This window comes from Methanolobus zinderi (genome assembly GCF_013388255.1).
GTDB classification, from domain to species: Archaea; Halobacteriota; Methanosarcinia; order Methanosarcinales; family Methanosarcinaceae; genus Methanolobus; species Methanolobus zinderi.
Window position 1 is genome coordinate 2,407,047 of sequence record NZ_CP058215.1, and the last position, 25,540, is coordinate 2,432,586.

A 25,540-nucleotide genomic window follows, 5' to 3' on the forward strand; every position below is an offset into this window, starting at 1 on the left:
AAACTCGGAGGAAATACCACAAGATGAGTTCTGAAATGTGTTCGGTCTGCGGATTGCCAAAGGAACTTTGCATATGTGAAGAAGTGGCAAAAGAACAGCAAAGAATAACGGTAAAAGTAAATAGAAGAAGATATGGAAAGGAAGTTACGGTTGTTGAGGGCTTCGATGCCCATGAGATCGATCTGCATGAGCTTTCTACATATTTGAAATCTAAGTTTGCATGTGGCGGTACTGTAAAAGGCAATGGTGTCGAATTGCAGGGAAACCACCTAGGACGCATGAAAGATGTTCTTGTTGAGCGGGGATTCTCTCCGGATCAAATAAAGGATTAATTGTTTTTTATAGAATACTAAATACAGTATCCGTTTTTTTGTGTGAATCATCTCTTCACACAAAATTTCAATTACCTCAGGCCGTAGACTACTTTTCCAATAATCGAGGGCCTTAGGTTACCTATTTATGAAATGCAGCCTCTAGTAATGATGAGTACTATGAAACGCATTTATATGGACCACAGTGCTACCACACCGGTAGATCCCCTTGTGGTCGATTCCATGTTACCTTATTTTACAGAGAAATTCGGAAATGCATCAAGTCTGCATTCCTTCGGCCAGGAAGCCTCAGAGGCACTTTCCACAGCCCGCCAACAGCTTGCAGAGTCCATCGGTGCAAAAACAGACGAGATCATATTCACATCAGGAGGTACTGAATCCGACAATCTTGCCATCAGAGGAGTTCTGGAAAAAAAGAACAGTGGAAAAGGCAAAGACCAGCACATAATCACTTCATTGATAGAGCATCCTGCAGTACTCAGTACATGTTCCTTCCTGGAAAGTATCGGCTATGATGTTACATACGTGCCGGTGGACAGTGAAGGTATCCTGGATATGGATGAGTTTGAAAACTCAATACAGGATAACACTTCGATAATCAGTATAATGCATGCGAACAACGAGATAGGTACAATACAACCCATCAGGGAAATCTCAAAGATCGCAAAGGAAAACGACATATATCTCCATACCGATGCGGTACAGACCTTTGGTAAGATACCGGTCAATGTTGATGACCTGGGAGTTGATATGCTGGCCATCTCCTCTCACAAGATACACGGTCCGAAGGGAGCTGGGGCCTTATATGTAAGAGAAGGCACCGACCTGGAACCCTTCATATTCGGCGGAGGACATGAGCAGGGACTTCGACCCGGAACCGAGAACATACCGGGGATAGTGGGCCTTGGGAAGGCTGCTTCCCTGGCAAAGGAAAGGCTCGGAAACGATCCGGAACACATGCTCAAACTCCGTGATTCACTAATCTCAAAAATATTTGACAGCATAGAGGATGTGCAACTGAACGGCCATTCGGAAAAGAGATTACCAAACAATGTCAACCTGAGCTTTAAGTATGCAGAAGGCGAGTCGCTTCAGATGTTACTTGATGTCAAGGGCATTGCAGTATCTACGGCTTCCGCATGTTCATCCAAATCCAAAAAGGAATCACATGTTTTAACTTCCATAGGAGTTGATACGGACTATATCCATGGAACCATAAGGATAAGTCTTGGTAAGGATAACACTATGGAAGAGATCGATTACGTAGCTCAGTCCCTGAAAGAAAGTGTTGACAAACTCAGGGAAATGTCTGCTATTTCAAAATGCTGACAGGTTTTAAGGGAGGATGCTGATGTATTCAAGAAAAGTCATTGAAGAGTTCACCAATCCAAAGAATGTAGGAGTTATCGAAGATGCAGACGGTGTTGGTGAAACTGGCAGCACGGTCGACGGAGATATAATAACTATCTATATCAAGGTAAATGATGATGTACTGGAAGATGTGAAATTCAAGACCTTCGGATGTGTGGTAGCTATATCCACATCAACAATGGTCACACAGCTTGCAAAGGGTAAGACCATTGATGAAGCACTCAAGTTAACCAACAAGGATGTGATCGACGCCCTTGGAGGACTGCCGGAAGATAAGACGAGATGCTCGGGTTTTGCACTTGTTGCCCTTCATAAGGCTATTGAGGACTACAGGGGGAAGACTGCAGATTAATACCTGAAAAAGAGGATGATTTTGTGAAAACAACGTGTGAGATTATGGTGCAACGGGTTTTACCTGCCATCCGTGCTGAAATTGCCCGCGTGATCATTAGTGAACATGGTCGCAGCCAGCAGGAAGCTGCAGAGGTCCTGGGACTTTCAAGAGCAGCCGTATCCCAGTATCTTAGTGAGAAACGTGGAGCAGAGGTCAATTTTTCTGAAGATACATACAAAGAGATACGCAATTTTACATTTGAGCTGCTTGCAGGCATGAGCCCAAAGGATGAGGTTGCAGGGATGTGCAATATATGCAAGTACGTCCAGAAATCCGGCTGGCTGAACAGGAACGAACCAGATGCTGAGCAATGTATCCTTTGTGGGGAACCGGAGAGCAATTGAACAGCAGCCTATGTGTCAAATGTAAGGGAAAAGGACTTTGCGGACGTCCTTTTTGCCCAATACTGGAAAAATTCAGGTCAGTAGAATCAGTATTCTCAAAAAGCCCAGGTGCTTCAGGTGAAACATCCATATTCGGAGCATCCCCACCTTCTGTTTTTGTAGGCAGACATAATTATCCGGAGGTACGGGCGGGTCCCATGATACCACCGGAGCTGGAGGGAGATGAAGCAATTCAGCTTGAAGACCCTAAGTCCCTGCTTAAAATGGGAATCCAGGACGTCATATCATCCCGTTCCAGGCTGGTCAGGGCAAACACCGGAATAAATGTAAAGCATGCCCGCAAACCTGACAATCCTCTTATAGAAAGATCACAGGAGCTGGCACTATCTAAAAAACCAGTGGATACCGAGGCCTGGTTCAGCAAGCCCATACAGAACAAGCTCAAATTCGATAATGTGCTCACCCCCATGGGACCTTCGGGAGAGTTGAAGAAATTCGATATCACTGAGAACCCGAAGGTTCCGAAAAAAGTAGATTCTCTTGTATACGATACCGATGCGCTTGCAAAGGATGCGATCTCGGAATTATGGGATAGCAGCGTGCCTGCAGAGCATATCACACGTCTTTTCTCCATTGGCCTGCTGGGACAGGAGAGACGTCTTGTACCTACAAGATGGTCAATAACCGCAGTAGATGACCTTGTGGGAAAGGATCTGCTTGGAAACATAAGAGACTACCAGCAAATAAGTGATATACAGGTTTTCAGCGGAGGTGTTTTCGGCAACCATTTCGAGGTTCTGCTCATGCCACGTGCATTTAGCTTCGAGCTCATAGAAGTATGGATGCCACGTGCAGTCTGGTCAGGACAGAGCACCTGGATAGATTCTGATAATGAGGGTTTTTCAGGGAAAAAAGGGTATTCCAACCTTGCAGGAGGATACTACGCCGGCAGATTAGGTGTTCTTGAATATCTGAAAAAGATTCGCAGACAGGCCTCGGTATTTGCAGTCAGGGAGATCAGGCCGGATTACTGGGCACCCCTTGGTGTATGGGTAGTGCGTGAAGGAATAAGGGATGCCATGAATTCAACACCCAGGGTCTTCGAGTCAGTGGAATCGGCACTGAATGATATGTCCACCCGTATCAAAACACCATATGGAAAATGGAAAGAAAAGGCCATGATGCTATCTGATTTACAAGCGCAGCGGACCCTTGACTCTTTTTTCAATATTTGATCATATGCGCATGTGTACCTATATAAAATAAATATTGCTATATAGTCTATGCAAGACACATTTATCTATATACGGTCCTTTGCCCTACCTAAAACTAAATAGAGGACAATAAATGGTGTTATTCGATCCGCTGGTAATTTTACTTGTGATTGCAGGTTTATATATGGCATGGAATATTGGCGCAAACGATCTTGCCAATGCCATGGGAACGTCTGTAGGTAGCGGTGCGCTTTCTATAAAACAGGTTATTATCGTTGCAGCAATCTTTGAGTTCGCAGGTGCTGTCTTTTTTGGAAAACGGGTTACAACCACTATTGCCAAAGGCATAGTACCTATCGATTCTATCAGTCTGCTTGACTCGCATCTTGTAGCTATCGGGATGCTTGCTGCTGTTCTTGCTGCCGGTTTCTGGATCACGCTGGCTACTTTTTATAATCTACCGGTCTCAACGACCCACTCAATTGTCGGAGCAGTTCTTGGTTTTGGTTTAATAGCTGCATATAACGGCATTATTGCTTTAGGAGACATACAGTGGGGAGTTCTTATAAAGATCGTCGGAAGCTGGCTGGTATCTCCTCTTCTTGGTGCTTTGCTTGCCTTTTTGATCTTCTCGCTTATCCGGTATTTCATATTACAGAAAACCGATGATCCGTATAATATAGAGAAGAAATTTGTGGGTCTTCAGATCCTGACCGCATGTTACATAGCATTCGCACATGGTTCAAACGATGTGGCAAATGCTGTCGGACCACTCTATGCAGGACTTCATGCTCTGGAACTTGCAGGCTTGACCATCCCGCTCTGGGTCATGTTAGTGGGAGGATTTGGTATGATCCTGGGTCTTGCAACCTGGGGATACAGGGTTATTGAAACAATCGGTACCAAGATAACAGAACTTACTCCCACAAGAGGATTCTCGGCCGAGTTTGCAACGGCTTCTGTGGTAGTTCTGCACAGTTTCAGCTCCCTTCCCATCTCGACCACACACACGCTTGTAGGCTCTGTTATAGGCGTGGGTCTTGCAGGTGGTCTTGCAGCGGTTGATTTAAGTGTGATATGGAAGATAGTTGTTTCCTGGATAGTAACAGTGCCCGTTGCGGCATTAACATCCGCACTCGTATTTACAGCACTAATGGGGATTGGAATATGATCAAAAAAGAATATATCCGCTCGGTATTGAATATATTTGCAAGCTCACCGTTCAAACCACTGGGAATGCATGCAAACAAAGGTGGTGAGGCTGTAAGAAAACTCAGTGAAGCCATGCACGCCTATTGTGAAGGAGACATGCAGAGAGTGGAGGAGCTCAACCGTGAGATCGATGCAATAGAGCATGAGGCGGATGTCCTGAAGCAGACGATCAGGTCCGAACTGTCATCTTCCATAATGCTACCGGTGCACGCTAATGATCTCCTCAGCTTCCTCAAACCACAGGACTCGATCTCCGACGATGCGCAGGAAGCCTCATACTGGCTGACCCTGAGAAGGTTCGAAGCATCCGAGGATATCCGCAAAGGGTTTATGGAACTGATGGACAAGACACTCAAAACCGTCGAGATGTATGAGAAACTTGTTGACACCCTGAGCGAGCTCCTGGAAACATCTTTCAGCAAGAGAGATGTTGAAGAAACCCTTGCACTAGTTGTGGAAGTGGAAGAGATGGAACATCAGGTCGATGTTGTGGAAAAGGAACTTATGAAGAAGGTCTTCATGGAAGAAGAGTCACTTGGAGGGGCAGGTGTCTACCATCTATCGCGGCTCATAACAGAAATTGGTAATATCGCCGACAAGTCAGAGCATGCTGCAGATCGGCTCAGGACTATGGTAATGAGAAGGTAAGCCTTCTCAAACCTTTTTTTATCTGTGCAGATTTCCGTCCTCATTCAGCTTTTTTAATAACTCGATTACAGAATATGATGCACGTGTGATACCCATACTGCGTCTGTCAGTATCGGTGCCGGCAACATAGAGATTTTTAACAGGTGTCCTGATATCCGCAAAGTATCCGTCAATGGTAACAGCCGCTTTTTCAGGAACAGTGATCTGTTCGTGTTTCATCTCAACGTGCTCCTCTACGGCAGGTATGGCCCGGTATATGGTCTCATATGCCTTTTTGATCTCGGAAGCCTCGCTCTTTCCGTCATTGATTATAAAACTAAAACCAATAAGCTGTCTGCCTTTTGGTGCGAGTGAAGCATCATAGTTACTGATAGGCATCGCCCAGTAGGGGTTGTCCTTGAACCAGATCTCAGACCCCATATAGCTGAACTCATCCATTACAGTATCCAGCCCGAGCCATGTAGTAAGGCTCTTTGTATGGACTACACCTTTGAGTTCATCCATGTAAGAGGCAGGCAGGCTTTCCGTCATTTTAGGCAGGTCTGTGACAAAACCCGTATGTATGACGGTATCTGCATAATATGTATCATCAGCCTCGACACCAACAGCTTTTCCGTCGGCGGTAAGTATCCGGCTCACCTCACATTCGGTTTTGATCTCAACACTTCTCGGAAGAGAGAAAAGCAGTGCATTAAGGAGTGCCTTGAGACCCTTACGGGGATAACCCTGGGAATAGCTTACACGGTTGGTGGCCAGCCTTCCAAGGGATGACACCGGTCTTGAAACCCTATCCATTCTTGCCTGCAGGGATGTATGCAGGTTCGTAGGTAGTACGGATTTGAGAGCCGGTTCCGTCTGAGGCTTCTCGTTATTCTTCATTATGCTTTCCATCTGTTCCTGCGGGACACTGTCCCTGACAAAGCTGCTGCCTGCCAGTATTCTCTGGGCGGATGTCTGTTTCATATCCTTGCCTGAAAGGAAATAGGAAATAGCATCCATGAAATCATATGTGTCCCTGGAAAGATTCCCTGGCATGGAATCATAGACCGACTGCTTTGAAAGGTCTATCCCGAAAGTGCATAATGTCAGTGCCTTTGTAATGGCCTGCGTAACCACTATCCTGTCCTTTTTGGGAAGTATGTCAAAAGTAACAAACTCCTTTACATTGGACGGTACCTTCACAAAGGAATCTTCTGTACGCACATAATAGTTACCATAATCCTCAAAGATCGGCACATAATCAAAATAGTTATCCATCAGCCTTCTCAGAGGACCAACTTCAAGATGTGTAATTGCATGGGCACCTGTGTCCACCTGGAAACCATCAACCATATAACTGTTACAGTTTCCACCCACAAATCTGTTCTTTTCAAGAACCAGCACCCTGTTACCGTGTTTGGACAGCGCCAGGGCCGAGAGCAGGCCGCTTATACCTGCACCCACAACTATTACATCATATTTTTCCATTTAATCCCCTCAAATTTTCTCATATGGAAAAATATGATGTAATAGTATATATTTGTTTTTACTCGAATATCTCGGGTACTATGCGCCTTGCAACTTCTTCGTATGCCTTGGAAAGATCACCCTTGTCAAAGCGGAATATATCCTTATCCATGGACTGTCCCGTACTTTTGTCCCAGAGCCTGCAGGTATCACATGATATCTCATCGGCCACCACGATCTCCCCGCCCTTTCTTCCGAACTCAAGTTTGAAATCCGGGAGAAGGAATCCTTTTTCATCAAGATATTTTACAAGGATATCGTTGATCTTGAGTGCCATTTCACGTATCTGTGCTATCTCCTCGTAAGTTGCTATACCAAGTGCTACTGTAATATCTTCGTTGAGCATCGGGTCACCATACTCATCGCTCTTGTAGTCCAGAACTATCACAGGTTTGTCAAAAACAGTTCCCTCTTCTATAGGATACTTGCGTGTTATGGAACCTGCTGCGATATTACGTGGTATTACTTCAATTGCTATTATCTCCACTGCATCCACAAGCATATCGGTATCGGATTCCATTTCAATATAATGGGTCTTGATACCTTCCTCTTCGAGCATCTCGAAGATCTTTCTGGATATCTGGGCGTTATAATAGCCTTTCTTTGCAGCCTCACTCTTTTTCTTGCCGTCGAATGCTGTCAGGCTGTCCCTGAACTGGGCAATAAGCTTAGCTGGATCATCTGTCTTGTAAATTGTTTTTGCTTTACCTGAATACAATTCTTCTCTTTTCATCGGCATCACTTCTCGACTAAGGCTTTTTTTGTTCTAATGCTTTATGCTGATATAGTATAATTATTTATGTTTTAACATATGTACTATAAATGCATACGAAATGTTATTATTTCAGTCATATGTGACTATTGAAGGTGATCTTATTGGACCAGGAACTTATGCGTATAGGTGTGTCACTTCCCGAAAACCTGCTTAGCAAATTTGACGCGATCATTGAGAAAAGAGGCTATTCTTCAAGATCGGAAGGCATAAGAGATGCTATCCGGAACTACATCACACACTACGAATGGATGAGCGATGTAAAAGGCAGGCGTGTGGGCACGATAACATTGATCTATGACCACACCAAGCGTGGTCTTTCAAGTGCCCTGACAGACATACAGCATGAATATGCGCACCTTATAAAGTCAGCTATCCACATCCATCTGGACCATGATAACTGCCTCGAGGTAGTGATCCTTGACGGAGAGGGTGAGGATGTTAAAGCCGTCGCCGAGAGGATCATGTCATTAAAGGGCGTTACCTACGTAAAGCTCAATACCGCACTCCCTGCCGAAACCTGAAGGACTACAATTGATCCTGTAATTTTTCACTGAAGGACGATTCCATCGTCCTTAAAAGGTTTTTACCAAAATCCGTTAAGCAGTATACCTGGAAATTCCTCTCTCTTTTTGATTCTACCAGGTTTGCGTCCTTGAGCATCTTCAGATGGTAGGATAGTGCCGAATGCTTGTAATCGGTAATCTCTACCAGAACACAGACACAGAGGTCGCTTACCTCAAGGGCTTTAAGTATATGTACCCTTACGGGATCAGACAACACTTTAAAAAGGGATACCAGCGAGCCTACGTCCTCTTGCATGGCTTCATGGACCTTTAAGGCCACATCATCAGGGAGGAAATATGGCTCAGGGCACTCCTGACTTGATTCTATTTTCATCTGCTTGACTATTGTCCCTGAGGGTTAATAAGTTTTGTAACCCTCATGAACATGTAAAAAAAAAGGGATGGATCAGTTCAGACCCTTTTCATTGAAGAATGGAGAGTACTTTTTGTCACTTTCCTGTATATGGTTCACAAGCCAGTTCTTGAGGAAATTGAGTAGATCGAAGCTCAGACCGGCCTTCCCGCTCTCATAATCTTTTTTGAAATCCCCGACCTGCTGGATAAATTTGTCATGTTCTTTTTTATGTGCCGCATATTCCGGATATTTGTACTGTACCATGTACTTTTCTTCAGTGGAGAAATGATATTGAGTATATTCAGCCATCTCATTAATTATTCCAAGGGCAACCTCCTTGCTCTTGGCATTCAGCATTGCATCATGCAGCTCATTGATCATGCGCACCAGATTCTTGTGCTGTTCATCGATTTCCTTTATGTTCATGCTGTATTTATCAGACCAGGTTACAAGTGCCATATTAAATCACAAATAAATATTGATATAAAAATATATAAATAAATTGGCAGCAAGTACCTGCTGCCCTTAGAGCACTGCAACCCGCTATTTCATTTAATACCCTTTGTTACAGCCTTGATCAGCTCGATCACAAGCATTGTGGAGAATGCAATTCCGATCGGCAGTATCCATTGCTGTGCTGTCAGGGGCACCAGCTCGAAAATATTGCTGAGGAACGGAATATACATTGCAGACAGCGTCAGCAGGAAGCTCACCGTTACACCTACCAGCATGATCTTATTTGTAAGAAAGCCCCTGCTGAATATGGATTTGTCAAGAGACCTGAACGCAAAGGGTACGAACAATATCATGCTGACCACTGTTGCGAAGGTTACTGTCCTTGCAAACTGCGTATTCTCGGCAGGATCGTTTAATACAAATACCAGCAGAGATGCCGAACCCATAACAAGAGCGTTGCTTATCATCAACACAAGGTTGCGTCTGTTGAGTATACTCTCATTCGGGTCCCTAGGGTCCCGGTCCATTATACCCTCTTCCGGAGGGTCCAGTCCCAGTCCTATGGACGGCATGATCTCACTGAACATATTGATGAACAGAATCTGCAAAGCCAGAAGCGGTATAAGTTCGTAACCAAGCAGGGTTATACCCAGGATAATCAGTATAACCTCGGTAAAGTTTCTTGAGATCAGATAGGTGGTGAACTTCTCGATGTTCTCGTAGATAGCCCTGCCTCTTCTTACAGCCTCCACGATTGTGGCGAAATTGTCATCCTGAAGCACCATCACACTGGACTCCTTGGCAACATCAGTACCCTTAATACCCATTGCAATACCTATATCGGCCTTCTTCAGCGCAGGAGCATCGTTCACACCGTCACCAGTCATGGCAGCTATATGTCCCTGTTTCTGAAGTGCCCCGACAATCCTGAGTTTCTGCTCGGGCATGGTCCTGGCATATATATTGATGTGGTCCACCAGTGCTTCGAACTCCTCATCATCCAGTTCGTCCAGTTCCTGCCCCGTAATAGCACAGTCTTCGACAATACGCATGACCTTTTCCCGGTCTTTGACCTCCACATGCTCAGGCAACCCACATTTGGTCTTGTAGTCAAAAAGACCTATACTACCGGCTATGGCCTTTGCGGTCTCCTGATTGTCACCTGTTATCATAACCACCCTTACCCCGGCCTTATGACTCGTTGCCACAGCTTCCTTTACTTCTTCGCGGGGAGGGTCTATCATCGCCACAAGTCCCAGGAAGGTCATGTGTTCTTCTATGGTTGCTTCGGAGGAGGTGTCCGGATCTTCCCTGTAGGCAACCGCCAGCACTCTGTAGGCAGAACTTGCAAACTCCAGGTTCTTATCCATTATCTGCCTGCGCATCTCATCGTCCAGAGAGACGATATCACCATCGATCTCGATGTCATCGCAGACTTCAATAACACTCTCTGGAGCACCTTTTGTGAACGAGACGGTTTCTCCTTCGTTCTCGTGTACTGTGGTCATCAACTTTCTTTCGGATGTGAACACGATTTCCTCGACCCTTGGGTAATCATCCTCAAGGTCGTCCTTCCAGAGGTCAGCCTTTGCAGCCACAACGGTGAGTGCTATCTCGGTAGGATCTCCCACAACGTCCCATTTGTCATCCCTCTTTTCCAGGGATGAGTTATTGCACAGTGCTATGGCCTTGAGCAATTTCAATGCAGTGGGATCTTGCTTTATTTCCCTATTCTTTTCATTCTCAAGGAACTCACCCTTTGGAGTATACCCGGAACCTGTGACCTCGATTATTTCCTCGTTGACCAGTATCCGTCCCACTGTCATCTCATTACGGGTCAGCGTCCCGGTCTTATCCGTACAGATGACATCCGTGGAACCAAGCGTCTCCACTCCCAGCATCTTCCGGATGATAGCGTTATGTTGTGCCAGGCGTCGCATACCAAAGGCAAGGGTCATTGTCATGGTCAGAGGCAGGCCTTCGGGTACTGCTCCCACTGCAAGTGCAATGGCTATCAGCAGCATCTCTTCAAGAGGCGCACCCTGGAGAACCCCGATGGCAAGTGCCAGAAGAGAGGCCACAAGTGCAAGACCGGCAAGGGTGCGAGACAACTTTGCTATCCTTTTCTGAAGGGGAGTCTCCTCTTCCTTCATCTGGATAAGACCTGCGATCTGACCAAGTTTTGTTTCCATACCGGTGTCAGTCACAACGCCCCTGCACTTTCCGTGAACTATCTGGGTACCGGCAAATATCTTATCTGATATACCTTTACCCACCGGCTGACTCTCACCTGTCAGGGCGGCCTCATCAAGTCTCAAAGCAACGCTTTCAAAGACCACAGCATCAGCAGGAACCCTGTCCCCGCTCTCCAGCATGAGTATATCACCCGGAACGACCTCTCTGCTCTTCACTTTGCGAGGTTTGCCTTCCCTTACCACAGTGGTCTCAGGCTGGACTATCCTCTGAAGAGACTCCATGGCTTTCTCAGCACGATACTCCTGGAAGAAACCGAGTATCACAACAATAGAAACGATTACCATTATGACCCAGAAGTTGATTATCTCATCAACCAGAAGAGAGAGAAATGCAGCCGCAATGAGTACCCAGATTATGAAGTTCTTGAACTGTCTTACAAGAATATCCCTTGCGGTGGTCTTTTTTGCCTCTTTGAGCTGGTTCATTCCGTATTTATCAAGACGTTCCCGTACCTGTTCTTCATTAAGTCCTTTTTCAGAACTGTCTACTTCTGTAAATACTTCATCAAGCTGATTTGAACCTTCGACCACCCGGGCTACCTCCCATTAAGCTATACAAGCTCTTACGTAATAAACTATATCTGTCACCCTTTACGTAAACTTTTGATATTTGCGGCAAAGCTGCCGGAGATATAGTTTTCATTTATTCTGCAGACATAAGAAGCAAATCCCATGCCTCTTTCGATGACCCTGTCCCACACGGATTCGGACATTCTTTGAGCTTTTGAGGGCGAAATATTTTCACATAGAAACTGGTAGACAATACCAGCATTGAAGTTGTCACCGGCACCGACGGTACTTGCCGTTTCAATTTCAGGAGTACTGTAATACTTTGATAGCTCCGGTGTGCGCAGACATACTCCATCCTTTCCCATGGTGTATATGAGACACATACAACCACTGTCCCGTACATAATCATAGGCATCATCGGCATTAACGAGTCCCTCCAAACTAATCATGTCCTCATGGGATGCCCTCACGATATCTGCATAAGCGATATTTTCCTGTACCATTTCTGCAGTATCTTCAGATGACATGCCATGAGATGGCCTGATATTGGGATCATATATTATGGAAGCACCTTTACTTTTTGCTTCATCAAGCAGGGTTTTTAGTTCGGGTCTGATCTCCCTGGAAACCGCGAGTATAGAACTGAACATGATGATATCCTCCGAAGAGAGATCACTTATCGTTTTCAGGCTTCTTGAAACGGGAAAGTCCTCATAGAAGCTGTATCTGGCATCATTCTCTACATTGAGAAAAGCAAGTGCCAGGGGAGATTTTCTGCCATTATAGATAGATATCAGTTCAGTGGAAACACTATTGTCTTTCAGGAACTGGCAGATAAGATGTCCTATATCGTCATCTGCAAACTCTGTTAAGAGGAATACTTCTGCCCCTGCTCTTCCCAGGGATACTGTGCTGTTGAGCATGGACCCGCCAGGACAGGCAGAGCGTACGCTTCCGGCCTCAAAAAGGATGTCCAGGAATGTCTCACTTATAGCAAAAACCCGGGATATGCTCTCACCTCGAACAGCGGCTGGTTACTGTTCCTTGATCTCTTTCAACGTACCTGTATAATAGACCGGTCTTCCCTCATCATTTCTAAAAATGCAGGTATTCTCCTGTACCCATTTAACCTGACCATCACCGGTCCTGATCCGGTACGTCTGGACGAAATCATAGGCTCCTTCCCTGGCGTTCTCCTGTAGTTCAAGCAGAGCCCCTGCAGCATCTTCCGGATCGATCATATCACCATATGCAAGTTTTCCGGAATGGAAATCCTCTGCACGGTATCCGAATTCAGAGATATTGTCCGAAATGAACTCTACCATTCCTCCCTCCCTGGCCTCACGAACAAAAGCAACCACAGGCATGTGGTTGACTAGCTTCTCAAGAGCCCTCACATACATTTCAGAGCCACGTATAGTATCCACAGGCTTTACTTTTTCGTCATAATTGTCTTCAAGGGATATCTGCTCCTCAAATTCTACCTCGTGCCTTGCCATACATCCGTCCCCCAATGGTTGGTAATATTGCACTATTTATTTTTCATGCTATAGCTTAAGTAATTACTGACCTGTATCCGCAGATACTGGCTCCTGCATGGAAGACATGATACTTTCCTTGTAACGGATGGCCCTTTCAAGCATGAAAGGAGACAATATGATCGATACTATCACCATGAGTACAATTGCCGAGAAAATTTCTTCCCGGATAACCCCGAGTTGCCTTCCAATACTGATGATTACAAGTTCCACACCTGCCCTTGGCATCATACCCACACCGAATATCAGACTGTCCACATTATCGAAACCTATCAGTTTTGTGCCCACAAAACCACCTATAAGCTTAGCAAGTAAAGCCATGACAACTACAGAGATAGCGAAAAGAACAGATGTGGCGTTTATAGCCATCTCGACTGAAAAACCGATAAAAGCAAAGAACAGGGGTGTGAACAGGCCGTAAGCCAGACCGTTGACCTCTTTCTGTATGACATCTATCTTTGCAAAGGGCAGGTCAGAAAGTATAACGCCTCCCAGAAAAGCCCCGATAGCCGGATGAAGTCCGAACACCTGGGACAGGTAGGCGCAGAAAAGAGCCACGATGATAACAAAGGAGAACAGGGATTCCCTTGTATGCATCTTCTGGATATAACCGAAAGCAAACGGCAGTATTTTTAATCCAAGTAACAGCATGATTATTATGAAAACTATGATCCTGAATGAAATACCCATAACAGAAGTTCCCGGAAGTAGCTGATTTGAGTTTGCCAGCGAAACTACGATGGAGAGAAGAAATATACCGATTATGTCATCGAATATGGTGGATGTAAGCATCAGTGAACCGGCTTTGCTGGAAAGGTAATCAGAATCTATAAGGGTTCTTATGACCACACTTATACTGGTCGGACTGAAGGCCACGGCCATGAAAAGACTTTCGATATATCCAAAACCAAAGATCCTTCCGATCAGGAATCCAAAGGAAAAAGATACGAATATCTGAAACACCGTTGGGATCAGGGCTTTTATAGAAGTATCTTCAAGATCCTTTAGATGTACTTCCCTGTATCCGGCGGTAAAAAGCAGGAAAATAGCCCCAAGCTCTGCAAAAAAACCAAAGACCTCCGTGTTTGTGGGCCTCAGTAAAAAGGCAAATATAAAACCAGCAGAAATTTCTCCTACAATTGAAAGAAGGCCCAGTCTTTCTGTGGCCTCACCGAGTAACCTTGCAAACAGAAGTATCAGCAATATCTGAAAAAGGACTTCCATTCATCAGTTGCTCCGTAAGCTGCATATCTTTTTTATCAGATCCAACCTGGAGACCACTCCCAGGAGCTTGTTGCCGTTGACAACACATATGCGTTCAAGATGGTGTTTCATCATAAGATCTGCAACATCACACAAATCCGTTTTGTGATCGACAGTTAGCGGGTGATCTACCATCATTTTTTCAGCAGTCTCACTTAAAGATCTTACAGCCATAAGATGAGTGTGGTTGTTTCGGGGGATCCTCTCAAAAAAGAGAAATTCAAGTACATTACCCGGATCTATGGTTCCAACAAGGTTTCTTCTCTTATCGACAACCGGATAAATATGATATGAGTATTCCAGCATCACTTTGATGATACTTTCAATAGTGTCGTCCTCCCTGAAACTCACAGGGTCCCTGGACATGATCTCACTTACGGATATGTTTTTACACTGATCGGAAAGCTTCGAGCTGTCCCGGGAGGAAATTCGTTCTTCAGCATCATCCTGCATTTAAATCACCTTTATCTGTTGATCAAATGTTTTCAAGAAAAATATCCGTGAATTGGCTAAAAAAGAAGAAAAAAGGTGTCTGTCCTCACGCAAATGCGCGGAGGATTTTATTTAATATAGAGTCCGCACTTGCAGGCACCACGGTTTTCAACATCTCTTGCCCTTGCGGCACACGGACAGATGATCTTCTTGTCCTTTTCCTTGTCACCGGTTCTTTTCTGACAGAAGCAGTACCATTCTCCGTATTGTTTCTTATTGTTGGCGATGCCCTTTACCGCTGTGGTGATCACATCCCAGTCAGTGTTGAGCTTGTACCCTGTTTGCTCTGCATTTTTCTTAGACCTTTCATAGAATTCAGATTCAAGTTCACCTTCGAATTTCATTTTTACCACTTCTGTTTAACTAAACCACGTCTGTTTTATTTACACAAATTAAACTGTTCGCATGGATTTAATATTTTGCCTCTTCCTTAGCTAATTCTGCGAGTTTCTGTCCGACAGCCTTGCAGTCCTCAAGATCTTCCTCGAATGGACGGAATTTAACCTGAAGACTTTCCACAGGCATTTCAAATCTTGCGGATTCCAGCTCCTTTTCCATACCCTTAACAGCTCCTCCTCCCCATCCGTAGGAACCGAACAGGAAGAACTTCTTGCCCTTTGGCCGGAGTCCCGTCATATATGTGAGAAAACCGGAGATCGTATAGAACATCTTATTGTTCATTGTAGGCGATCCGATGGCAATAACGGGAGACTCCATGACCTCTTTCATGGTCATGCTCCAGTCATTCTTTCTAAGATGGCGCAGCCTGACCTCCACACCTGCGGAACGTACACCCTCTACTATTTCCTTTGCCATCTTCTCGGTACTGCCCCACATGGTATCATACAGGACCAATACCTTCTCCGAAGTTTCTCCCTTTGCCCATCGTCCATAAGCTTCTATAACCTTTGCCGGGTCTTTCCGCCATATGACTCCGTGGGCAGGTGCTATCATTATATCCGTACCGATACCCAGTTCACCCAGCTTGTCAACATACTTCAGGATCTGGGAGCTGAAAGGAAGCAGTATATTGGCATAGTAGATGGCAGCATCTTCCATCACATCCTCTACCTCATCATCAAAACGCTTTGATGTGGCGATATGCTGACCGAAGGCATCATTGGAGAATAGGATCTTATCCTCCTTGACATATGTCTGCATACTGTCCGGCCAGTGAAGCATGGTGGCCTCAATGAACATCAATGTCCGCTTTCCAAGGCTCAGCTCATCTCCCGTGCCTACGACCTGCAGGTCCCAGTCATCAAATCCTTCTTCCTTATAATACTCATAAAGACCTGTTTTGCCCTTGGATGATGCAAATAATTTCGCATCAGGTGCAATCTCCATTATTCTGGATATGGAACTGGAATGATCCATTTCAACATGGTTCGAGATAACATAGTCGATCTTTGACGGATCAACTATCTGGCTTATGCGCTTTAGCATTTCTTCTGCAAAGGGCGCCTTTACCGTATCTATCAATGCGATCTTCTCGTCAATCACCAGGTATGCATTGTAGCTTCCACCCTTGGGAGTCTCATAACCATGGAAATCACGCAGGTTCCAGTCTACAACACCCACCCAGTAGATACCTTCGGCCACTTTCAATGGCTCATAATCGTCCATAGGAATCCCCTACTCATGTCTGCATTCTGAACTGGGTTGCGTAGTCAAGGAGCTCTTCAATTATCCTGTAATGGCTCCTCTCCACATCTTCCATGTTTTCGAAGAATTCTTTCTGTTCCTGATCGGTGGCTTTCTTTGCAAGCTCTTCGTAGAAGAATTCGCTCTTGTGTTCGAATCTGAGCGCGCCGAGCAACACTCCCACCTCTTCGAGTGTTTTATCTGAGAACTCCTCCCTGAAAGAAGCCTTGAAGTCAGGATACTCAAACTCAACAACAGGTGCTTTCTTGCTTTCCCTGTACTGCCTCAGGTATTCGGCATGTTTTTTCTCTTCGTCAGCAAGGAACTTGTACAGGCTCTTACCAGTCTCATGCTCCATACTTGAAGCCCTTTCGAGGTAGTACTCCCTTCCTTCTTCCTCCAGTTCAATTGCCATGGCAATTGCTTCATCTATCGATTCCAGCCTGTCGAGTTTCTCTGCTATTTCATGTAGAACATCTTTCATATTAATACCCCTGACAAATTATTATCATAACTTAACTAGCAATACTGCGTGTTTGTCAGAATTAAGAACAAAACCCACTGTATTTGCCTATCTGACTAAGGCTTAATATATCTTACGAAGGTAGCCTCTGACAAGCGGGTTCACTGATGCTAGCAATATCAGAAATGGGGCTACCTATACCTTTATTTAGAAACCTTTTTATCTAAAATCGAACATTAAAGAGTTTATATTTAATTTGAATCCCAGAATTTTGAAAACTATTATTTTGGCAGAGGTAATGTAATGGACAAGATCAGGATAGCAATTGCAGGTATTGGCAATTGTGCAAGTTCCCTAATTCAGGGTATCGAATATTATAAATCCAAGGATGAAAACGACGCAATAGGATTAATGCACTGGGATATTGGTGGTTACAAGCCCTTTGATATAGAAGTGGTCGCAGCCTTTGACATCGATAAGCGCAAGGTAGGAAAGGATGTTTCAGAGGCTATATATGAGCTGCCCAACTGTACTGCTGTTTTTTGCCCTGATGTCCCGAAAGCGGATGTAAAGGTCAGAATGGGCTGTGTTCTTGATGGCTTTTCAGAGCACATGAATACTTATGATGAAAAAAGGACATTCTTATTATCAGACGAACCGGAAGCAACAAAGGAAGAGATCATAAAAGAGTTGCGTGACTCCGGTGCCGAGATACTTCTGAACTACCTCCCGGTAGGTTCCGAGGAAGCAACCCGTTTCTATATGGACTGTGCACTGGAAGCAGGAGTCGCATGCATCAACAATATGCCGGTATTTATCGCAAGTGACCCCACATGGGCAAAAAGGTTCGAGGAAAAGGGCATACCCATCATAGGCGACGATATCAAAGCCCAGCTTGGTGCTACCATCACCCACAGAACCCTTGCAGATCTCTTTAACAAGCGCGGTGTCAGACTCGACAGGACATACCAGCTCAACACAGGCGGTAACACCGATTTCCTTAACATGCTCAACAGGAGCAGGCTGGCATCAAAGAAGGAGTCAAAGACAGAGGCCGTACAGTCGGTGGTCGCCCAGAGAATGGATGATGATGACATACACGTCGGACCAAGCGACTACGTACCCTGGCAGAACGACAACAAGGTATGTTTCCTGAGAATGGAAGGCAGGCTCTTCGGCGATGTACCCATGAACCTTGAGCTGCGTCTTTCAGTGGAGGATTCACCGAATTCCGCAGGTGTTGTCATTGACGCCATCAGGTGCTGTAAACTTGCCTTAAACCGTGGCACAGGTGGTATCCTTTATTCACCTTCGTCTTATTTCATGAAGCACCCGCCAAAGCAGTTCACCGACGATGAAGCCCACAAGATGACACTTGAGTTCATATGTGGGGAACGTCCCAATTAAAGCAGATCGATCATGGACCCTGCTGAAGTAAGACACCGGATATACGGTGTTGACTTCAGTGGCTCGAAGACAGCGTGTAAGAAAATATGGATCAGCGAAGCTTTTGTTCAGGAAGGTAAGCTCAGGATACTTCGGACCTTCCCGATAGGGGATCTCGTCAACGGAAAGAAAAAGGACAGGGATGCATGTCTCAAAGCCCTGAGAGAGCTGATCAGTGGCAGTGAAAAAAGTGTTTTCGGGATGGATTTCCCTTTCAGCCTGCCCCGAGAATTGTTATTCACCGATACCTGGGAATCTTTCGTATCAGGATTTGCTGACAGATACAGTTCCCCGGAACAGTTCCGCAACCAGATGCGGACATACACACAGAACAAAGAGCTCAAACGCCTGACAGATTCCGAGGTAAAGGCTCCTTTTTGCGTATACAACCTCAGACTGTACCGCCAGACCTATTATGGGATCCGTGACGTACTCGGACCACTGCTGGAAGAGGAGAGTGCCTGCATGATACCAATGCACAGGACTGTTGAAGATAAGCCCTGGCTCATGGAGATATGTCCGGCATCCACTTTGAAAAATGAAGGACTCTATATTCCATACAAGGGAAAATCCCCTGAGAAAAAAAGAGCAAGGGAATATATCCTTGCAGAAATGCAAGAACGTGGGATCACCATGGAAGCCCGTATACGGGAGCTTATAATAGGCAATACCGACGGCGATGCACTCGACAGCATGATCGCGGCATTTGCCACTTCAAGGGCGATCCCAGGACTTGAAAATACTCTTAAGACGATCCGGTCGATCTATCTTCTGGAAGGATATACTTTCTTTTGACCACTCTCCGGAAATAAGAACTTAGCTTTTCTCTATTCCCACGATATCGTAAATATCCTCAGGGCTTGAAAGGATGGTGATATTTTCCATCTGTCCGAGTTTTTCAGTGTTTGTCACATCGACTTCCCTCATCTTGAGCTCCATCTCCCTTCCTTCGGGTGAGTAGGTCTTGACACTGCCTCGTTCACGATCAACAGCAAGCACATAAATAGGCGTTTGCCCCTTTGCTGTCTGTGATACTGCATTGGTGACAAGGGTATCTGCAATACCATGGACTAACTTGGCAACGGTGTTTGCCGTGGCCGGAGCTATTATCAGGGCATCATAATATCCCACCTGGAGCGGGCCTGCAATGAAAGGTGAGTTGGGACCGCCCTCTGTCTTGAAGTTGGGGAAGTCTCTTTGTATACTATCCCACATGCGGTACCATTTCATCACCACTTCACCGTCCTTTGAAAGGAAGACCATCATTTCTATATCGGTCCTGTTCTTGATATCCCTCATTACCTCGTATGTTTCCTTGATCAGATCTCCGGAACCTGTTATGCCCCATGCTATCCTTTTCATTCAAATCCTCCTGTTTATTTACTGACTGTTAAAGCTATTAAAATGATATTCAATATCCTGTAATAGATTCCTTTTTTATGTTCTCATCAGGTACACCGATCTGACTCAGCATTTCCAGCATGGATTCGACCATGCGTGGAGGGCCGCAGACAAAGAAGCGCCTTGTCCTGTAATCCGGAACCTGGTCCTCAATTATATTCGCATTTATCCTTTCACGGGAACCTTTCCAGCCCTCAGAGGCTCTTGTCAGGGTCTGGAACACCAGAAGATTACGATTTTCATGCATCATGTCCTGCAATTCTTTCCAGAATACCATATCATCCTCTGTTCTGTCACTGCATATCATTACCACATCAGTGTCCAGCTTCATATCGGTGCAATATTTACAGATACTTCTCATGGGAGTGATACCAATACCACCACTCAGAAGGACTATCCTGTCATATTCTCCTTCAAAGGTCATCTTCCCGTAGGGTCCGCTGATACTTGCAGTATCGCCCACACTCATGGAATCAAGAGCATTGGAATATTCATGCCCTGTCAGTTTTTTTGTGAACTCGATGTGGTCCTCTTCAGTCGGGCTGCTCGAGAGACTGAAAGGTTTGCTGGTCTTCTTTTCGGCTACATTTATTGTAACTATTATATACTGTCCTGCCTTGAAATCAAAATCATCAGGTCGTTTGAACCTGAAGCTCTTCACGTTTTTACTGCGCGGTAAAATTTCAATTACCGCTTCCTCAAATTTCAAGATACTCACCCCTGTTGTATCTTTTTCATCAGTTGTGCGGTTTCCATTAGTTTCTTCATTGTCCTTCGAAGGCTTCTCAGACCTTCGGAATCCTCAGCCACTCCTTCCGCACCCTTATCCTGTGACCAGAATGTTCCTCCGAAGTTAGAGCCAAATGACCCTCCACCTATGGGTATCATTTCACTGATAACATAAAATGCATGTATATCCTGGATCGCTGGTTCCTGCCCGCCTACCCTGTCACCACCCACAGCAGCGGCAGCACCTACCTTGTTAAGAAAAACCTTGGGATCGCGTGCAACGACTGCACGGCACCTGTCCAGTATTGTTTTTGTCTGGGCACTCAATGTGCCCTGGTATACCGGAGTGCCGATGATCCAGGCATCGGCCCATATCATTTTCTCATAGAGATCCACAATATCATCCTTGTGTACACAACCTTTCTTGGTACGCACACAATAATCACAGTGGATACAGAACTTCAGGTTTTTTCCGCTGGCCGAGAAGTACTCGGTTTCTGCTCCGAATTTTTCCCTTGCATATCGCAGGGCCTCATTCACTACATAATCCGTGGCCTTTTTCCTAGGACTTCCTGATATTCCAAGCAAACGGATACCTTGATCTTCTGACATGATGGCACTCCGATATCAATATTCACTCAAGGCTTATTGCCTCTGTGGGACATGCATCCACACAGATTCCGCATTCCACACAATCATCCGGACGTGCGATAACGGATTTGAGGTCTCCACTCTCATTCTCTTCGATATCTATTACATCGGTCGGACATGATTCGGCACATGCGCCGATTCCTTCACATTTGGTCAAATCTACTTCTGGTGGCATATTTTTCCTCCTTTATCTGTTTTTGAATAAATACACGATAAGTAATACCACAACTGTTGCAAGAACACCGAATCCTGGTGTTGATTCAGGCGGGACTCTTTCTTCCGGCGGCGTTGCAGGGTCATATATGACAGCTGATACTTCCTTCATGTCTATAACCGGAACCTCATGGACACCTTCCCCGAAGAGATGGTCAATTAATTCCTGGGGAGCAGAACGGTATTTAAGCGTTGCATCAACCGTCAGGGGATATTCCGCATCTTCAGGCAAAAGGAATGTGTGCTCTTCAGTCACTGTTTCTTTCGGGCCGATCCTGTTATCGGAAAGTACCCTGTCCGCAAGCCAGAAACTCAATGTCGCATCCCCCTGAGCATCTCCCAGAACATTGTTATATACCGTATGTGCAGAGACAATCTCTCCTCTAGTATCTGTAGCTCCCGCATTATATATCTCTCGGCCTTCGCCATCAGTAACCTTTACTTCAAGCCATATCTGCCTTATCTCGGAGACACCTGTGGGAATATTATGGCCCGCACCGGAATTTGTAATTGAAACCTGCACCGTAACGTTTTCACTTCTGTTCGCGATCTCCGGGGAGTCCATATTGAGCGTTGCAGCCTGCTCGAGCCTCTCGATAGCCATCTCCTTTTCATTATCAGCATTCAGAATTTCGGTCATGAATGCATTTCCTCCCACAATTCTATGCAGGGAGATATGGTCCCGTCGGGGTGCACCTGATGCGGATCTGCCCGGATTGGCTTCGAATTCCGTGATACCGGGGGTCATATGACAGTCCTGGCATGTCACATCTTCCTCAGCATATGTACTGTTCTTCCATGCAGGATAGGTATCATCGATCAGAAGCCCGTTTACAGGATGCGATACCTCATGACACATACCACAGAACTCTGCTCTTGTTTCTAGCTCAAGATATTCAGATTCATGGAAAGCGGATTCAGAATCCTTAAATGGACCCCATTTCACATCGCCAGGAGTAACTATAAACGGTGCGTTACCCGTACCGTTGCTTGCGGAGACTGTATGACAGAAATCACAGTTCACTCCTTCCTTCGCGATCTCGCTCAGATGCGAGCCGTCTGCCGGAGGAATCTCTCCCGAGACAACCCCGATGGGAGTATGGCATCGGGAACAGAAGGAATCCACAAGTCCGTCTGTATCATTACTTGCAGCATCAAATTCCTTAAGGTAAAAAGGGTCGATATAGGCATTGGCGTGCATTGTATCGTCCCACTGTGAATAAGTGATGCCATGGCACTCCGTGCATCTGTCAGATTCGGAAAAATCCGAAGAGGACAATTCGCCTGATGCTGTTGGTTCTGCTGCATTTGCAAAACCCAGTAACAGCATGACCAATGCAATAAAAATAAAGACTGATACGTGTTTCATTTAGTTTCCTCTGCAGATCCTGAACAATGTGGGTTCAGCGTGCTCAACACCTGGAAATTTCCCGTTTATCTCAATAAAAATGGTATTTCAGGGGACTTGAGATCCCCTTTATTTCCTGCAACTTATTTCAGCATTTTAAGGGCATCCCTGCATGCTGCAACAGCCGGAGCGCCGGATGTCATGAAAATGACATCCATGGTTTCCATGATCTCGTCCTTTGTTGCGCCATTCTTCAGAGCGCTCTTCATCTGAGATATGACACAGCGTTCACACTGTTTGGATGCAACAACTGCAAGTGCCATGAGTATCTTTGTTTTGGCCGGAAGCACCCCGTCCTCGAGGATCTTGTTGTTGCACATATTATACTTCTTCAAGAACTCAGGCTCAAGCTCCCCCAGCGTTTCCAGGATCTGAGGTGTGAAACCCAGTTTATCTGACATGTCATCGAGTATTTCTTCGTGTCCGCATCCTTTTCCTCTATTTTCTCCACACATAATTCCATCTCCTTTAAATCTAAATATCTAAAAATCTAATAATCAGTCAAATCCGTCTACCATGGTCTGATCCAGGCAATACCGGCACATGAGCCTCGGAAGTCCCTTCGGAAGCCTTTCAACATGAGGAGGCTTTCCTACGGATACCGGCAGCTCAAATTCATTTGAATGGTCTACGCAAAGACCCTTGCCGCAAACTATACACACGCATGCTGCTTCAGTTTCTTTTCCGTCTTCCATACAATCATAGCATTTCATCATGGTATCACCTAGTAGTTCTCCTTCAGAGCTTCATGGCAGGGCATACATAGCACTTTCTTCCAGTGCTGTACATCCTCATATTTGCACTCGACTCCCATGCCGCACTTAAGTTTTATACTGTACTCTCCTTCCCACACAGGAGTGTCTTCCCTGACCAGATGATCCTTACACACTCCTCTCCCGCATACGATACATATAGCCACGGTGTCGCTATCTTTTCCATTTTTTGCGCATTCATAACATTTCATTGAAATCACTTTGTTGTTGATTTAACTTGACTAGAACGACTTTTTTCCAGAACAGACCTGATTATGAAATTCTCTGCTATTGACAATATCCCTGATCCGCAAATTTTCGGGGATCCACCTCCACATTTACCTTTACTAGTTACTCATCTGACAGTTCAGCAATATAGTTGTAACGGTGGAATGCGTAATTCAAACAGATCCTGTGCGCCCGCTGATCATGATATAAAAACCTATTCATCACAGATGTTCACCAAGAGCGGAAAAGTCCACAGGATACTTAAAAAAAATAAATATTCTGTATAGTTCCCCCGTATCTGGCAGATATAACCTCTTTTCCTGTCGAATCAAACCAACAAAGTTTTAAATATATACAGATACCTGAATAGGAACACACTTTTAGAGGAGGATTCAAATGACATTTGGAATTGAATTTGTACCAAGCGACCCGGTTTTAAAAATAGCTCACTATGCAAAACTTGCTGAACAGCAGGGCTTTGACAACGTATGGATCACAGACCACTACAACAACCGTGATGTATATTCAACCTTAACCGTGCTTGCAATGAACACAAACAGTATCAAGCTCGGAACAGGTGTAACAAACCCATACACAAGGAACGCAGCTGTGACTGCATCAAGCATCGGCTCCGTTAACGAGATCTCAGGCGGCCGTGCAATTCTCGGTCTTGGTCCCGGAGACAAGGCAACTTTCGATGCAATGGGTATTTCATGGGACAAGCCACTCACAACAACAAAGGAAAGCATTCAGGCAATCCGTGGCTTCCTCGCAGGAGAGAAAGTAACCCAGGATGGCGACATGGTCAAGTTCGGCGGTGCTAAGATGGCATTCAAGACCGGCGATGTACCTATCTACATGGGTGCACAGGGTCCGAAGATGCTCGAGCTCGCAGGAGAGGTATCAGACGGTGTACTGATCAACGCATCACACCCAAAGGACTTCGAGGTAGCTGTAGATAAGATCGCAGCAGGCGCAAAGAAGGCAGGACGCGACCCCAAGGAAGTTGACGTTGCAGCATACGCATGCTTCTCAATCGACAAGGATGCTGCAAAGGCAAAGAGTGCAGCACAGGTCGTAGTTGCATTTATCGTTGCAGGTTCACCTGACATGGTACTTGAGCGCCACGGCATCGACCCATCAGCAAAGGCTGATATCGGCGGAGCAATCGCAAAGGGTGACTTCGGTGCACTTATGGGCGGTATGGTCACAGATGACATGATAGACGCATTCTCAATCTGCGGAACACCAGACGACTGTAAGGCAAGGATCAACGACCTGCTTGACATCGGTGTAACACAGATTGTCGCAGGATCCCCGATCGGTCCAAACAAAGAGAAGGCAATCAAGCTCATCGGTAAAGAAATAATCGGATAA

31 protein-coding genes are annotated in these 25,540 nt (G+C 45.4%); 11 read left to right on the forward strand and 20 right to left on the reverse strand.

Annotation, left to right across the window (positions count from 1 at the left end; genetic code table 11):
- The first annotated feature begins 23 nt into the window (after nucleotides 1–23).
- The 7 genes from yciH (at nucleotide 24) to HWN40_RS11855 (ending at nucleotide 5,515) form a co-directional block, all read left to right on the forward strand.
- Complete coding sequence (gene yciH / locus HWN40_RS11825; RefSeq protein WP_176965921.1) at nucleotides 24–332, forward strand: stress response translation initiation inhibitor YciH; 309 nt, start codon at nucleotides 24–26, stop codon at nucleotides 330–332.
- Nucleotides 333–491: 159 nt separating this feature from the next.
- A complete protein-coding gene (nifS, locus tag HWN40_RS11830; protein WP_176965922.1) occupies nucleotides 492–1,661 on the forward strand; it encodes a cysteine desulfurase NifS in 1,170 nt (389 codons plus the stop codon).
- A 22-nt stretch (nucleotides 1,662–1,683) separates the two neighbouring features.
- Nucleotides 1,684–2,055 (forward strand): iron-sulfur cluster assembly scaffold protein, encoded by a 372-nt coding sequence (locus HWN40_RS11835; protein ID WP_176965923.1) that lies wholly within the window; start codon nucleotides 1,684–1,686, stop codon nucleotides 2,053–2,055.
- 23 nt (nucleotides 2,056–2,078) lie between these two features.
- Nucleotides 2,079–2,441, forward strand: coding sequence for a transcriptional regulator (locus HWN40_RS11840; protein ID WP_176965924.1), 363 nt, complete (start codon nucleotides 2,079–2,081; stop codon nucleotides 2,439–2,441).
- Nucleotides 2,438–3,676: an Nre family DNA repair protein gene (locus HWN40_RS11845; RefSeq protein ID WP_176965925.1), complete on the forward strand. Its 1,239-nt coding sequence runs from the start codon at nucleotides 2,438–2,440 to the stop codon at nucleotides 3,674–3,676. Before HWN40_RS11840 ends, HWN40_RS11845 begins: the two co-directional genes overlap by 4 nt.
- A 163-nt stretch (nucleotides 3,677–3,839) precedes the next feature.
- Complete coding sequence (locus tag HWN40_RS11850; protein WP_425487356.1) at nucleotides 3,840–4,826, forward strand: inorganic phosphate transporter; 987 nt, start codon at nucleotides 3,840–3,842, stop codon at nucleotides 4,824–4,826.
- Complete coding sequence (locus tag HWN40_RS11855; protein ID WP_176965927.1) at nucleotides 4,823–5,515, forward strand: TIGR00153 family protein; 693 nt, start codon at nucleotides 4,823–4,825, stop codon at nucleotides 5,513–5,515. Before HWN40_RS11850 ends, HWN40_RS11855 begins: the two co-directional genes overlap by 4 nt.
- Before the next feature lie 18 nt (nucleotides 5,516–5,533).
- Here HWN40_RS11855 and HWN40_RS11860 read toward each other — a convergent pair whose 3' ends face one another.
- Both HWN40_RS11860 and purC read right to left on the reverse strand, forming a co-directional pair.
- Nucleotides 5,534–6,982 carry a phytoene desaturase family protein gene (locus tag HWN40_RS11860; RefSeq protein WP_176965928.1) on the reverse strand — a complete coding sequence of 483 codons (1,449 nt, stop codon included), beginning with the start codon at nucleotides 6,980–6,982 and terminating at the stop codon, nucleotides 5,534–5,536.
- 58 nt (nucleotides 6,983–7,040) lie between these two features.
- Nucleotides 7,041–7,754: a phosphoribosylaminoimidazolesuccinocarboxamide synthase gene (purC, locus tag HWN40_RS11865; RefSeq protein WP_176965929.1), complete on the reverse strand. Its 714-nt coding sequence runs from the start codon at nucleotides 7,752–7,754 to the stop codon at nucleotides 7,041–7,043.
- 143 nt (nucleotides 7,755–7,897) lie between these two features.
- Here purC and nikR point away from each other — a divergent pair, with 143 nt between their 5' ends.
- Nucleotides 7,898–8,317 (forward strand): nickel-responsive transcriptional regulator NikR, encoded by a 420-nt coding sequence (gene nikR, locus HWN40_RS11870; protein ID WP_176965930.1) that lies wholly within the window; start codon nucleotides 7,898–7,900, stop codon nucleotides 8,315–8,317.
- Nucleotides 8,318–8,321: 4 nt separating this feature from the next.
- Here the strand turns inward: nikR and HWN40_RS11875 are convergent, their stop codons facing one another.
- From HWN40_RS11875 to HWN40_RS11920, 10 genes are all read right to left on the reverse strand, one after another.
- Entirely contained in the window at nucleotides 8,322–8,693 is a 372-nt protein-coding gene (locus HWN40_RS11875; RefSeq protein WP_176965931.1) for an ArsR/SmtB family transcription factor, read from the reverse strand.
- Between the two features lie 72 nt (nucleotides 8,694–8,765).
- Nucleotides 8,766–9,173 carry a bacteriohemerythrin gene (locus tag HWN40_RS11880; protein ID WP_176965932.1) on the reverse strand — a complete coding sequence of 136 codons (408 nt, stop codon included), beginning with the start codon at nucleotides 9,171–9,173 and terminating at the stop codon, nucleotides 8,766–8,768.
- 89 nt (nucleotides 9,174–9,262) lie between these two features.
- A complete protein-coding gene (locus HWN40_RS11885; RefSeq protein WP_176965933.1) occupies nucleotides 9,263–11,956 on the reverse strand; it encodes a cation-translocating P-type ATPase in 2,694 nt (897 codons plus the stop codon).
- A 53-nt stretch (nucleotides 11,957–12,009) separates the two neighbouring features.
- Nucleotides 12,010–12,858: a PfkB family carbohydrate kinase gene (locus HWN40_RS11890; RefSeq protein WP_176965934.1), complete on the reverse strand. Its 849-nt coding sequence runs from the start codon at nucleotides 12,856–12,858 to the stop codon at nucleotides 12,010–12,012.
- 111 nt (nucleotides 12,859–12,969) lie between these two features.
- The gene (locus tag HWN40_RS11895; protein ID WP_176965935.1) at nucleotides 12,970–13,434 is read right to left on the reverse strand and encodes a PAS domain-containing protein; all 465 of its coding nucleotides are present in this window, start codon (nucleotides 13,432–13,434) and stop codon (nucleotides 12,970–12,972) included.
- A gap of 63 nt (nucleotides 13,435–13,497) precedes the next feature.
- Entirely contained in the window at nucleotides 13,498–14,697 is a 1,200-nt protein-coding gene (locus tag HWN40_RS11900) for a cation:proton antiporter (RefSeq protein WP_176965936.1), read from the reverse strand.
- A 3-nt stretch (nucleotides 14,698–14,700) separates the two neighbouring features.
- Nucleotides 14,701–15,189 carry a CBS domain-containing protein gene (locus HWN40_RS11905; RefSeq protein ID WP_176965937.1) on the reverse strand — a complete coding sequence of 163 codons (489 nt, stop codon included), beginning with the start codon at nucleotides 15,187–15,189 and terminating at the stop codon, nucleotides 14,701–14,703.
- Between the two features lie 107 nt (nucleotides 15,190–15,296).
- Nucleotides 15,297–15,572, reverse strand: a complete 276-nt coding sequence (locus HWN40_RS11910) for a ferredoxin-thioredoxin reductase catalytic domain-containing protein (protein WP_176965938.1) — start codon at nucleotides 15,570–15,572, stop codon at nucleotides 15,297–15,299.
- 67 nt (nucleotides 15,573–15,639) lie between these two features.
- A complete protein-coding gene (locus HWN40_RS11915) occupies nucleotides 15,640–16,854 on the reverse strand; it encodes an FprA family A-type flavoprotein (RefSeq protein WP_176965939.1) in 1,215 nt (404 codons plus the stop codon).
- A 13-nt stretch (nucleotides 16,855–16,867) separates the two neighbouring features.
- The gene (locus HWN40_RS11920; RefSeq protein WP_176965940.1) at nucleotides 16,868–17,356 is read right to left on the reverse strand and encodes a ferritin family protein; all 489 of its coding nucleotides are present in this window, start codon (nucleotides 17,354–17,356) and stop codon (nucleotides 16,868–16,870) included.
- Between the two features lie 282 nt (nucleotides 17,357–17,638).
- Between HWN40_RS11920 and HWN40_RS11925 the strand changes: the two genes are divergently transcribed.
- Nucleotides 17,639–18,742: an inositol-3-phosphate synthase gene (locus HWN40_RS11925; protein ID WP_176965941.1), complete on the forward strand. Its 1,104-nt coding sequence runs from the start codon at nucleotides 17,639–17,641 to the stop codon at nucleotides 18,740–18,742.
- A gap of 12 nt (nucleotides 18,743–18,754) precedes the next feature.
- Complete coding sequence (locus HWN40_RS11930) at nucleotides 18,755–19,576, forward strand: DUF429 domain-containing protein (RefSeq protein ID WP_176965942.1); 822 nt, start codon at nucleotides 18,755–18,757, stop codon at nucleotides 19,574–19,576.
- A 21-nt stretch (nucleotides 19,577–19,597) separates the two neighbouring features.
- On the opposite strand, the gene afpA is transcribed toward HWN40_RS11930, so the two are convergent.
- The 8 genes from afpA to HWN40_RS11970 all read right to left on the reverse strand — a co-directional run bounded on the left by afpA (nucleotide 19,598) and on the right by HWN40_RS11970 (nucleotide 24,147).
- Entirely contained in the window at nucleotides 19,598–20,143 is a 546-nt protein-coding gene (gene afpA / locus HWN40_RS11935; protein WP_176965943.1) for an archaeoflavoprotein AfpA, read from the reverse strand.
- A gap of 49 nt (nucleotides 20,144–20,192) precedes the next feature.
- Nucleotides 20,193–20,891 carry a ferredoxin--NADP reductase gene (locus HWN40_RS11940; protein ID WP_176965944.1) on the reverse strand — a complete coding sequence of 233 codons (699 nt, stop codon included), beginning with the start codon at nucleotides 20,889–20,891 and terminating at the stop codon, nucleotides 20,193–20,195.
- 5 nt (nucleotides 20,892–20,896) lie between these two features.
- Nucleotides 20,897–21,523 carry a flavodoxin family protein gene (locus HWN40_RS11945; RefSeq protein ID WP_176965945.1) on the reverse strand — a complete coding sequence of 209 codons (627 nt, stop codon included), beginning with the start codon at nucleotides 21,521–21,523 and terminating at the stop codon, nucleotides 20,897–20,899.
- A gap of 22 nt (nucleotides 21,524–21,545) precedes the next feature.
- A complete protein-coding gene (locus HWN40_RS11950) occupies nucleotides 21,546–21,737 on the reverse strand; it encodes a 4Fe-4S dicluster domain-containing protein (RefSeq protein WP_176965946.1) in 192 nt (63 codons plus the stop codon).
- Between the two features lie 12 nt (nucleotides 21,738–21,749).
- On the reverse strand, nucleotides 21,750–23,144 hold the full coding sequence (locus tag HWN40_RS11955; protein WP_176965947.1) for a multiheme c-type cytochrome: 1,395 nt from the start codon (nucleotides 23,142–23,144) through the stop codon (nucleotides 21,750–21,752).
- A gap of 122 nt (nucleotides 23,145–23,266) precedes the next feature.
- Nucleotides 23,267–23,638, reverse strand: a complete 372-nt coding sequence (locus tag HWN40_RS11960) for a carboxymuconolactone decarboxylase family protein (protein ID WP_176965948.1) — start codon at nucleotides 23,636–23,638, stop codon at nucleotides 23,267–23,269.
- 42 nt (nucleotides 23,639–23,680) lie between these two features.
- Nucleotides 23,681–23,899 carry a DUF2180 family protein gene (locus tag HWN40_RS11965; protein WP_176965949.1) on the reverse strand — a complete coding sequence of 73 codons (219 nt, stop codon included), beginning with the start codon at nucleotides 23,897–23,899 and terminating at the stop codon, nucleotides 23,681–23,683.
- Nucleotides 23,900–23,907: 8 nt separating this feature from the next.
- Nucleotides 23,908–24,147: a DUF2180 family protein gene (locus HWN40_RS11970; protein ID WP_176965950.1), complete on the reverse strand. Its 240-nt coding sequence runs from the start codon at nucleotides 24,145–24,147 to the stop codon at nucleotides 23,908–23,910.
- 412 nt (nucleotides 24,148–24,559) lie between these two features.
- Here HWN40_RS11970 and mer point away from each other — a divergent pair, with 412 nt between their 5' ends.
- Entirely contained in the window at nucleotides 24,560–25,540 is a 981-nt protein-coding gene (mer, locus tag HWN40_RS11975; protein ID WP_176965951.1) for a 5,10-methylenetetrahydromethanopterin reductase, read from the forward strand.

Coding starts and splice junctions, on each gene's coding strand:
- yciH (WP_176965921.1), top strand. CDS start 24: ATGAGTTCTGAAATGTGTTCGGTCTGCGGATTGCCAAAGGAACTTTGC.
- nifS (WP_176965922.1), top strand. CDS start 492: ATGAAACGCATTTATATGGACCACAGTGCTACCACACCGGTAGATCCC.
- HWN40_RS11835 (WP_176965923.1), top strand. CDS start 1,684: ATGTATTCAAGAAAAGTCATTGAAGAGTTCACCAATCCAAAGAATGTA.
- HWN40_RS11850 (WP_425487356.1), top strand. CDS start 3,840: ATGGCATGGAATATTGGCGCAAACGATCTTGCCAATGCCATGGGAACG.
- HWN40_RS11855 (WP_176965927.1), top strand. CDS start 4,823: ATGATCAAAAAAGAATATATCCGCTCGGTATTGAATATATTTGCAAGC.
- HWN40_RS11860 (WP_176965928.1), bottom strand. CDS start 6,982: ATGGAAAAATATGATGTAATAGTTGTGGGTGCAGGTATAAGCGGCCTG.
- purC (WP_176965929.1), bottom strand. CDS start 7,754: ATGAAAAGAGAAGAATTGTATTCAGGTAAAGCAAAAACAATTTACAAG.
- HWN40_RS11875 (WP_176965931.1), bottom strand. CDS start 8,693: ATGAAAATAGAATCAAGTCAGGAGTGCCCTGAGCCATATTTCCTCCCT.
- HWN40_RS11880 (WP_176965932.1), bottom strand. CDS start 9,173: ATGGCACTTGTAACCTGGTCTGATAAATACAGCATGAACATAAAGGAA.
- HWN40_RS11890 (WP_176965934.1), bottom strand. CDS start 12,858: ATGCTCAACAGCACAGTATCCCTGGGAAGAGCAGGGGCAGAAGTATTC.
- HWN40_RS11895 (WP_176965935.1), bottom strand. CDS start 13,434: ATGGCAAGGCACGAGGTAGAATTTGAGGAGCAGATATCCCTTGAAGAC.
- HWN40_RS11900 (WP_176965936.1), bottom strand. CDS start 14,697: ATGGAAGTCCTTTTTCAGATATTGCTGATACTTCTGTTTGCAAGGTTA.
- HWN40_RS11905 (WP_176965937.1), bottom strand. CDS start 15,189: ATGCAGGATGATGCTGAAGAACGAATTTCCTCCCGGGACAGCTCGAAG.
- HWN40_RS11910 (WP_176965938.1), bottom strand. CDS start 15,572: ATGAAATTCGAAGGTGAACTTGAATCTGAATTCTATGAAAGGTCTAAG.
- HWN40_RS11915 (WP_176965939.1), bottom strand. CDS start 16,854: ATGGACGATTATGAGCCATTGAAAGTGGCCGAAGGTATCTACTGGGTG.
- HWN40_RS11920 (WP_176965940.1), bottom strand. CDS start 17,356: ATGAAAGATGTTCTACATGAAATAGCAGAGAAACTCGACAGGCTGGAA.
- HWN40_RS11925 (WP_176965941.1), top strand. CDS start 17,639: ATGGACAAGATCAGGATAGCAATTGCAGGTATTGGCAATTGTGCAAGT.
- HWN40_RS11930 (WP_176965942.1), top strand. CDS start 18,755: ATGGACCCTGCTGAAGTAAGACACCGGATATACGGTGTTGACTTCAGT.
- afpA (WP_176965943.1), bottom strand. CDS start 20,143: ATGAAAAGGATAGCATGGGGCATAACAGGTTCCGGAGATCTGATCAAG.
- HWN40_RS11945 (WP_176965945.1), bottom strand. CDS start 21,523: ATGTCAGAAGATCAAGGTATCCGTTTGCTTGGAATATCAGGAAGTCCT.
- HWN40_RS11950 (WP_176965946.1), bottom strand. CDS start 21,737: ATGCCACCAGAAGTAGATTTGACCAAATGTGAAGGAATCGGCGCATGT.
- HWN40_RS11955 (WP_176965947.1), bottom strand. CDS start 23,144: ATGAAACACGTATCAGTCTTTATTTTTATTGCATTGGTCATGCTGTTA.
- HWN40_RS11960 (WP_176965948.1), bottom strand. CDS start 23,638: ATGTGTGGAGAAAATAGAGGAAAAGGATGCGGACACGAAGAAATACTC.
- HWN40_RS11965 (WP_176965949.1), bottom strand. CDS start 23,899: ATGATGAAATGCTATGATTGTATGGAAGACGGAAAAGAAACTGAAGCA.
- HWN40_RS11970 (WP_176965950.1), bottom strand. CDS start 24,147: ATGAAATGTTATGAATGCGCAAAAAATGGAAAAGATAGCGACACCGTG.
- mer (WP_176965951.1), top strand. CDS start 24,560: ATGACATTTGGAATTGAATTTGTACCAAGCGACCCGGTTTTAAAAATA.